The organism is Sphaerospermopsis reniformis, assembly GCF_005402885.1.
GTDB lineage: Bacteria > Cyanobacteriota > Cyanobacteriia > Cyanobacteriales > Nostocaceae > Sphaerospermopsis > Sphaerospermopsis kisseleviana.
In genome coordinates this window covers 1-7,662 of sequence record NZ_BJCE01000252.1, presented here as the reverse complement: position 1 = coordinate 7,662, position 7,662 = coordinate 1, and the positions used below count along the sequence as shown (strand labels likewise).

Annotated in this window: 7 protein-coding genes; 1 reads left to right on the top strand and 6 read right to left on the bottom strand. The window is 36.6% G+C overall.

The features are described 5' to 3' along the window. Nucleotides 1-121: 121 nt before the first annotated feature. Nucleotides 122-1,750 (bottom strand): peptide chain release factor 3, encoded by a 1,629-nt coding sequence (gene prfC / locus FFR48_RS23250; protein WP_137669001.1) that lies wholly within the window; start codon nt 1,748-1,750, stop codon nt 122-124. A 476-nt stretch (nt 1,751-2,226) separates the two neighbouring features. Between prfC and FFR48_RS23245 the strand changes: the two genes are divergently transcribed. Next, a complete protein-coding gene (locus FFR48_RS23245; RefSeq protein ID WP_137669000.1) occupies nt 2,227-2,472 on the top strand; it encodes a hypothetical protein in 246 nt (81 codons plus the stop codon). Nucleotides 2,473-2,649: 177 nt separating this feature from the next. Here the strand turns inward: FFR48_RS23245 and FFR48_RS23240 are convergent, their stop codons facing one another. The 5 genes from FFR48_RS23240 to FFR48_RS23220 form a co-directional block, all read right to left on the bottom strand. Continuing rightward, on the bottom strand, nt 2,650-4,014 hold the full coding sequence (locus tag FFR48_RS23240) for a protein kinase domain-containing protein (protein ID WP_137668999.1): 1,365 nt from the start codon (nt 4,012-4,014) through the stop codon (nt 2,650-2,652). Between the two features lie 181 nt (nt 4,015-4,195). Next, nucleotides 4,196-4,420, bottom strand: coding sequence for a hypothetical protein (locus tag FFR48_RS23235; protein ID WP_137668998.1), 225 nt, complete (start codon nt 4,418-4,420; stop codon nt 4,196-4,198). Continuing rightward, nucleotides 4,420-4,704 (bottom strand): hypothetical protein, encoded by a 285-nt coding sequence (locus FFR48_RS23230; protein ID WP_137668997.1) that lies wholly within the window; start codon nt 4,702-4,704, stop codon nt 4,420-4,422. Before FFR48_RS23230 ends, FFR48_RS23235 begins: the two co-directional genes overlap by 1 nt. 298 nt (nt 4,705-5,002) lie before the next feature. Then, the gene (locus FFR48_RS30230; protein WP_268932461.1) at nt 5,003-5,134 is read right to left on the bottom strand and encodes a hypothetical protein; all 132 of its coding nucleotides are present in this window, start codon (nt 5,132-5,134) and stop codon (nt 5,003-5,005) included. Nucleotides 5,135-5,407: 273 nt separating this feature from the next. Further along, nucleotides 5,408-6,952, bottom strand: a complete 1,545-nt coding sequence (locus FFR48_RS23220; protein WP_137668996.1) for a serine/threonine-protein kinase — start codon at nt 6,950-6,952, stop codon at nt 5,408-5,410. Between the last annotated feature and the right edge of the window lie 710 nt (nt 6,953-7,662).

Here is a 7,662-nt window from a genome sequence, read left to right as displayed (position 1 = left end):
GTAATCAATTTTATTTTCCCAATTACCAATTACCAATTACCAATTACCAATTACCAATTACCAATTACCAATTACCAATTACCAATTACCAATTACCAATTACCAATTCCCTTTTAATTGTTTATTTTTCTACTGGTTGTTGACTAGAAAACACTGGGGCAATGGCACTTAATTTTAACTCTGGATGGTCGCCCTGTAATTGTTGACAATTCCATTCATTACGGAATAATAAAACTGGTCTTCCCATACTATCTTTGACTGTCGTAGTGTTAAATACACGCCCCACTTTTTCCAAAGCTTCCCAACCACCTTCAACCCAGCGAGCCACACTATATGGTAATAAATCAAGAATAGTTTCTACACCATATTCATTTTGTAAACGGAACTGCACAACTTCAAATTGCAACTGACCAACTGCTGCCAAAATTGGATCGCGTTTAGCTTCATCAGTCGAGTACATAATTTGTACAGCACCTTCTTCTCTTAGTTCAGAAACACCTTTTTGAAATTGCTTAAATTTTGAGGGGTTGGGGTTTCTTAAAGTCGCAAACAGTTCTGGTGAAAAATAAGGAATTCCCTCATATTCCAGTTTTTGTCCTGTGTAAATTGTGTCACCAATGGCAAAAACGCCAGGGTTATTTAAACCTATTACATCCCCAGCATAAGCGACATCAATAGACTCTCTCTCTTGGGCAAAAAGTTTTTGCGGTCGAGACAGACGGACAGCCTTACCTGTGCGGGCGTGGTTCACTGTCATATCTTTTTCAAACTTACCTGTGCAGACCCGGACAAAAGCAACTCTATCTCTATGTTTGGGATCCATGTTAGCTTGGAGTTTGAAGACAAATCCTGTAAACTCTGGGTAAGTTGGGGGAATTTCGCCGGCGGTGCTGTGATGTGTACCGGGTTTGAGGGCGTAGTCCAAGAAGTATTTGAGGAATAACTCGACCCCAAAGTTAGTCATGGCGCTCCCAAAAAACACCGGAGTCATTTTTCCTTGATGCACTAAATCTAAATCTAGTTCCCCACCGGCTCCTTCTAATAGTTCTAACTCATCTTTAAGTTGATGGTAAAGTTCTTGTTCTAAAAGTTGTTCAATCCTGCTATCACCTAAATCAACTATAGTATCACGGGCTTCTTTACTACCGTGGGCGCTACGTTCAAATAAATGGATTTGCTTTTGGTGGCGGTCAAATACGCCTTTAAAGCGATCGCCCATTCCTATCGGCCAGTTTACCGAGTATGTTTGTAATCCCAATTCTTGCTCAATCTCATCCAAAAGTTCTAAAGGTTCTCTTCCCGGACGGTCGAGTTTATTCACAAAGGTGAAAATGGGAATACCCCTCATTTTACACACTTCAAACAGTTTCCGGGTTTGGGGTTCTAACCCTTTAGCCGCATCAATCAGCATCACCGCGTTATCGGCTGCTGCTAAAGTTCTATAAGTGTCCTCACTAAAATCTTGGTGTCCAGGGGTATCAAGTAAATTAATTTGACAATTGTTATAGACAAATTGTAAAACAGTAGAGGTAATAGAAATACCCCGTTGTTGTTCCATTGCCATCCAGTCAGAAGTGACTTTGCGCTGGTCTCTTCGAGCTTTTACCGCTCCTGCTTCATGGATAGCACCCCCGTATAATAATAATTTTTCAGTTAACGTAGTTTTACCAGCATCAGGGTGAGAAATAATCGCAAAATTGCGACGTTGTTCCACCGCTTCACCTAGTTCTTCAATCAGTTCAGTAGCCATAATTTGTAATTTGTTTTTTACCTTACTTAATTAAATGTAATCTTTTTCAGGACTAAGGAAACATATTTGTCTATTCTATTCATTTTCATCGGTGAATCAATCAATTTTAATTCAGATAATTCAAAAATTCATGGGTGAGGTAGTTGACAAATTGGGTAGTTTTCATTATGATTTTATTACAGTGGAAATCTGTGCGTGCATATAGGATCTTGTTTGAGATTTCTCAGATTGTAAGATTGTCAGAATCAGGATATCCAGGATTTAAGGATTTACAGGATGTGCGTTTGTAATATTCTATAATATCTGTACTAAGCTGTTGTGCATTTAATTTGTATAAGTGGAACAGGCATCTTGCCTGTTAAACAAGAGTTCAGAACATTAGGATTATACAATTTAGCTGTGTAACAGCTTATCAGCATCGGGACGGAGAGATTTTGAGTAGAATAGACTGGTAAAGTTGTAAAGGAAATTCTATTATGTCATCTCCAGCAATTACCACTGTCATCAAAATGATGGAATCTTTATCTGAAGATGTACAAGACAGAGTTGCAGAACATTTGAGAGAATATTTAGCAGATTTACAAGATGAATTAGAATGGGATAATTCATTTAAAAAAAGTCAACAAAAATTAATTGCATCTGCTCAACGTGCTAAAAGAGAAATTGCAGAAGGATTAGCTAAACCAATAGACCTCTCCAAAATAGAATGTATTGATTTTTAATATATTGTAGGGGCGAAGCATTTGGGCGATAATTTGACGGAAAAATCAGACATCTAGATATCCCAAATGCTTCGACCTGCCCCCATAAATAAGCCATAATTTCTTTTCTGGAGAAGTCTATTATATTATATCTGAATGTCTACGTTGTCAGAATCAGGATATCCAGAATTTAAGGATTTACAGGATGACATTAATGAGTGCTTCCTTAAACTTTGCAGCACTTTGAAAATGGATTTGCGGTTTTTCAGTTAAAGCTAAATCTATTACTGCTGCTAATTGCTTGGGAATATTGGCATTACGTTGTAAAATTGGTACAGGATCATTTTCCAGAACATCCATAAAAGGATCATCTGTGAAATTGCGGGGAACATATCCTGTTAACATATTATATAAACAAGCTGCACTTGCCCAAACATCAACATCGGGTTTTGCATCTTTAAATTTTAGCACCTGTTGACGAGGAATAAAACCCGGTGTACCTCCCATTCTTTTGGTGAAAGTTTGTCCACTTAAACCTGCTAAATCAAAAGATTTTGCTAAACCATAATCACCGATTTTTGCTGTGAGTTTAACATTAATATTACACAAGAAAATATTATTTGGTTTTAAATCTCGGTGAACTAAACCTTTACCTTTTGCAAAGCTACCATTAGCTAATTTAACATAGGGAATTTCTGCATTATGGGTATATGTTAAACCGTCTAAAACTTGCAGGATAATTCCTAAAGACATATCTAGAGGTAATTTTCCTCCTAATTGCTGCATTAAATCATAAACATTCCCACCTTCGTAATATTCCATGACTAGGAAAAATATATTTTCTGCATAACCATAATCAAATAATTCTACAACATAGGGATGTTTTAAAGCTTTCAGGTTTTCAATTTCCCGGAGGAACATTTGGACATGATTTTCATCCTGTGCAACTTCTGGTAACATGACTTTTAAAGCGACAAGTTTACCAGTTTGGGAATGTTGCGCTAAATAAACTTCACCAAAACCACCTTTTCCGATAGATTTGATAATTTGATAATTGCGTAATGCTGTTAATTGTTTTTCTCCACCTATCGCTAATTTGATTAATTTTTGAATGACATCAAAAAGTTTGGTTTTGGTTTTTGGTTGTGGTGGTTGGATAAAACCAGGAGTTTGAATATCAGGAGTTTTATGAAGTGGTTGGGTAATTTTAATATTAACTTGAAAAACAGTATCACCTATTATAATATTATCACCATCTTGTAAATCATATTCAGGAAAGTTTAATTTTTGCGCTTCTTCTGGGGTGTGATGAGATTGTCTACCACCTATTTTTTTGTTATTAATATAAGTTCCGTTTAAACTTCCTAAATCTTTGATTTTGATATCTGGGGGGTTGATATCTAATAAACAATGATAGCGGGAAACTTTTTTATCAACTTCGTAGGGTATGGATAAACCACAATCATCATTTCTACCAATAAGACAAGTGGTGCGAGTGTCGAATATATATTGTTTTCCTGAGAGTTTACCTGTGGTAATAGTCAGGGTGATGGTAGATTGCATATTTAGGTAGTTTTTATAGATCCTGTATATTATACATGATTTTGGTGTGATTGGGGATTTTATTTGTCTGAATCAGGATGTCCAGGATTTGAGGATGTACAGGATGTGATTGAATGATTGTTTGTTGGGAGTTGGAGATTTTATTTGTCTGAATCAGGTGGTTATCGAGTTTCGACTACGCTCAACTACCGCGACTTGTACTGAGTGCTATTAAACTCATTCCTAAACCATTTTTTTCTATAGGACGGGTAGCACTACGCCAAAATTCTACTAAATTTTGATGTGTTAAATAAAAATTTTCTTTTTGTCTTCGGAGTGTAGCGAGTGCATTTAAAGATTCTGCACACATTGGATGATGTGGTTGTGCTATTATCAAAATAATATTAGTATCAATTAAATATCCCACTATATTTCCTCATCTTCATAAATACCTGCTCGACTTATAGCGTAGTCAGATAAAATAGGTGTATTTTTGGTATGACTAGAACTCCATTCATTTAGTGCTGTAATCCATTCTTCATCGGAAGCTGTTTGATAAAATGGAAGTTCTGTGGTTTTAACTAATTGTTCTAGCATTGCATCAAGATGAGGTTTTACTGCGTCTGCTGGAAGTTGAGTTATTTTTGCTAATGTTTCGGTAATTTGTTGTAATTCTTGAGAATGAGATTGTTGCCATGTTTGCAAGATCATAGTTTTGAAAATATGATTTTTCACAGATTATATTTTAGCATAATTTTGTCTGAATCAGGATACCCTTCGGGAAGTCAAAAGTCAGAAGTGCTGCGGGAATATAGGATATACTCACAGGTTATTACTCAAATAAGCTAAATTACCAGTTTTAATCATGATAAGCTGTTGTGCATTTAATTTGTATAAGTGGAACAGGCATCTTGCCTGTTAAACAAGAGTTCAGAATATTAGGATTATACAATTTAGCTGTGTAACAGCTTACTGTTGTATATGCTATGTTTAAAAAATCACTTATTTCTTAGTAAGTTTTCCCATCATTCATCAACAATAATATCAGTATTTTCTCTTTTACATAAGGATTATCTTGCTCTTTTAAGTGTTTTAAGAGATTTTCTCTCTGTTCTTGAGATAGATGGTTTTTGGCTGGCATAATTCAGAAGCGATCGCTTAGTTACCTAATTCTCTATTATACAATCTAGCTGCACAACAGCTTATAATCCTAATCCTAATTCGTCTGAATCAGGATAACCAGGATTTTAGGATTCACAGAATGATAAAACTCGTATTAGCTTGTATTGTACTACAGGATTTTTCTCCAAAAACCAGAAAACCGAGTACCAGGTATCGAAAACCCCCAACCCGCAAGACTTCGTACAAAATCACCTGTTTACAATTCTTAATAATTTTCTGTAACCTTTACAGACTACAATTTACAAGTCTCGACGCGATAGAATAGACTCACCCCTCTTCCCTTCAACACCCTCCCAAAATACCCAACTCCACCACCCCACCCCACGTCCGTTTCTTTTATCGCCCCCACACCACCTTGATAATAACCTAATATTCTCTCCATTCCACCCACACCAGCAGGAAGGTGGCCTTCCGGTGCTTTCTTGTCAAAAGTAATATTTTGGTAGTACAACCAACTACCAACAGGCTGCGACCAAACATCCGACCAAGTGTTCCTTAATTTTTCCCATATTCCCCTACTTTCTACTCTCTCCTTTTCTCCTTTTATCCATCCTACCTTGCCCCCGAACTTCTCCCATATTTCCGTATTATATTCTCTCGTTCCACCCAAACTTTGATAAATTCGTTTCTGCACAGAAAAACCAAATTTACCATCACTGTATTTTACCCATAATTGGTCAATTGTTCGCAGGTCTGCACAGGGAAAATTATCAATATCTTCAACATCTAACCAACCTTCCTTTTCCCGTTTCGCAACCGCTAACATTACCCGTCTTGTTTCCTCATCTGCTTCTTTCCATTTCCCAGCTTGGAGTAAGTCACGCAGTTTACTATAATCCATCCCTACATCTGATTTTAGTCCCCCCTCCTCTCTTGCGGGGAGGGGGTTAGGAAGTGGGGTTCTTACTTCCCTTACGGGGAGGGGGTTAGGGGGTGGGGTTCTTACCAAACCCAAATTTTCCCGCAACTTCAAAACCGTCGCAGTGCGTTTTCCCGGTTCTATTTCCATACCCTGCAAAATAGCATTATTCACCCTCTGACTAATACGAGAATTATAATGTTTAGGTTCGGGTAAAGGTTCATCTTCATATTTCCGGTTTGTTGCGGGTACGGGACAAATTTCTCCCTCTTTTTTCAATCCATCAGCAGTTAACAGATAATATAATGTTGCGGCTAAAGCATAAACATCTGTATGTTCTCCAAAATTACCTTTACGACGATATTGTTCAATAGGTGCAAAACCTGCTGTGAGTGCGTTAGTCATGCTTTTAGTAGCGAGACTGCGAGTTAAACCAAAATCTATTAATACCGCTTCTTGTTTATTTTCTCGTAATAGAATATTCTCCGGTTTAATATCGCGGTGTAACTGTCCTTTATTGTGGATATATTCTAACGCTTGACCAATTTGATCTATATATAATAGTGCTTCATTTTCTGATAATTGTCCTTGATTTTGGACATATTTAAATAAAGTCACCCCATCAATATATTCCATCACCACGCCAAAAAGTTGACCTTCTTGGATGACTTCATAAACTTTGAGAATGTGTTTATGATCAAATCCTTTAATTGTCAAGGCTTCGTTAATAAACTTAACCTGTTGTTCTGCAAAGTCTTCCCGCAGTTGCATGGTAGAGTTAAGGGTTTTGATAGCGTATAATTTCCTTGTGCTGGGTTCTAAAGCTTTGTAGGTAATACCAAAACCACCAGTACCTAAAATGTTTTGAATGATAAATCTACCGTTGTTTATTTGTTGTTCTGGTTGCCAGATTATCATATTGTCAAGAGTGGGATGATGATGGGATGAAAGAGTTGTATAATTTTATCATAATTATATGATACAATTAAGTAGTTGGAATCAGGATTTTTTGTCAGAATCAGGTGGTTATCGAGTTTCGACTACGCTCAACTACCGCGACCTGTACTGAGCGACTTGTACTGAGCGCAGTCGAAGTAAGTCGAAGTAAGTCGAGATAATGTCCAGGATTAGAGGATTTTCAGGATGTTTTTGGATGATTGTTTGTTGGGAGTTATGGATGTACAGGATGTTTTTTTGAATGATTGTTTTTTAGGAAGTTGGGGATTTTTGCAGGATGTTATTTAATGATTGTTTTTGAATGTTTATAAGCCATCTAAAAATTACCATCCCGTACATCCTAAAATCCTGGTTATCCTGATTCAGACAAATACAACTTTAAACACCAAAAAACCATCTAAAAATTACCATCCCGTACATCCTCAAATCCTGGTTATCCTGATTCAGACAAATACAACTTTAAACACCAACAGAAAATCTATAAATAACATCCTGAAAATCCTAAAATCCTGGTTATCCTGATTCAGACAAATACAACTTTAAACACCAAACAAACCATCTAAAAATTACCATCCCGTACATCCTCAAATCCTGGTTATCCTGATTCAGACAAATACAACTTTAAACACCAACAGAAAATCTGTAAATAACATCCTGTAAATCCTCAAATC

Bases quoted from the DNA above. Each gene is read 5' to 3' on its own strand.
- prfC (WP_137669001.1), bottom strand. From the start codon at position 1,750: ATGGCTACTGAACTGATTGAAGAACTAGGTGAAGCGGTGGAACAACGT.
- FFR48_RS23245 (WP_137669000.1), top strand. From the start codon at position 2,227: ATGTCATCTCCAGCAATTACCACTGTCATCAAAATGATGGAATCTTTA.
- FFR48_RS23240 (WP_137668999.1), bottom strand. From the start codon at position 4,014: ATGCAATCTACCATCACCCTGACTATTACCACAGGTAAACTCTCAGGA.
- FFR48_RS23230 (WP_137668997.1), bottom strand. From the start codon at position 4,704: ATGATCTTGCAAACATGGCAACAATCTCATTCTCAAGAATTACAACAA.
- FFR48_RS30230 (WP_268932461.1), bottom strand. From the start codon at position 5,134: ATGCCAGCCAAAAACCATCTATCTCAAGAACAGAGAGAAAATCTCTTA.
- FFR48_RS23220 (WP_137668996.1), bottom strand. From the start codon at position 6,952: ATGATAATCTGGCAACCAGAACAACAAATAAACAACGGTAGATTTATC.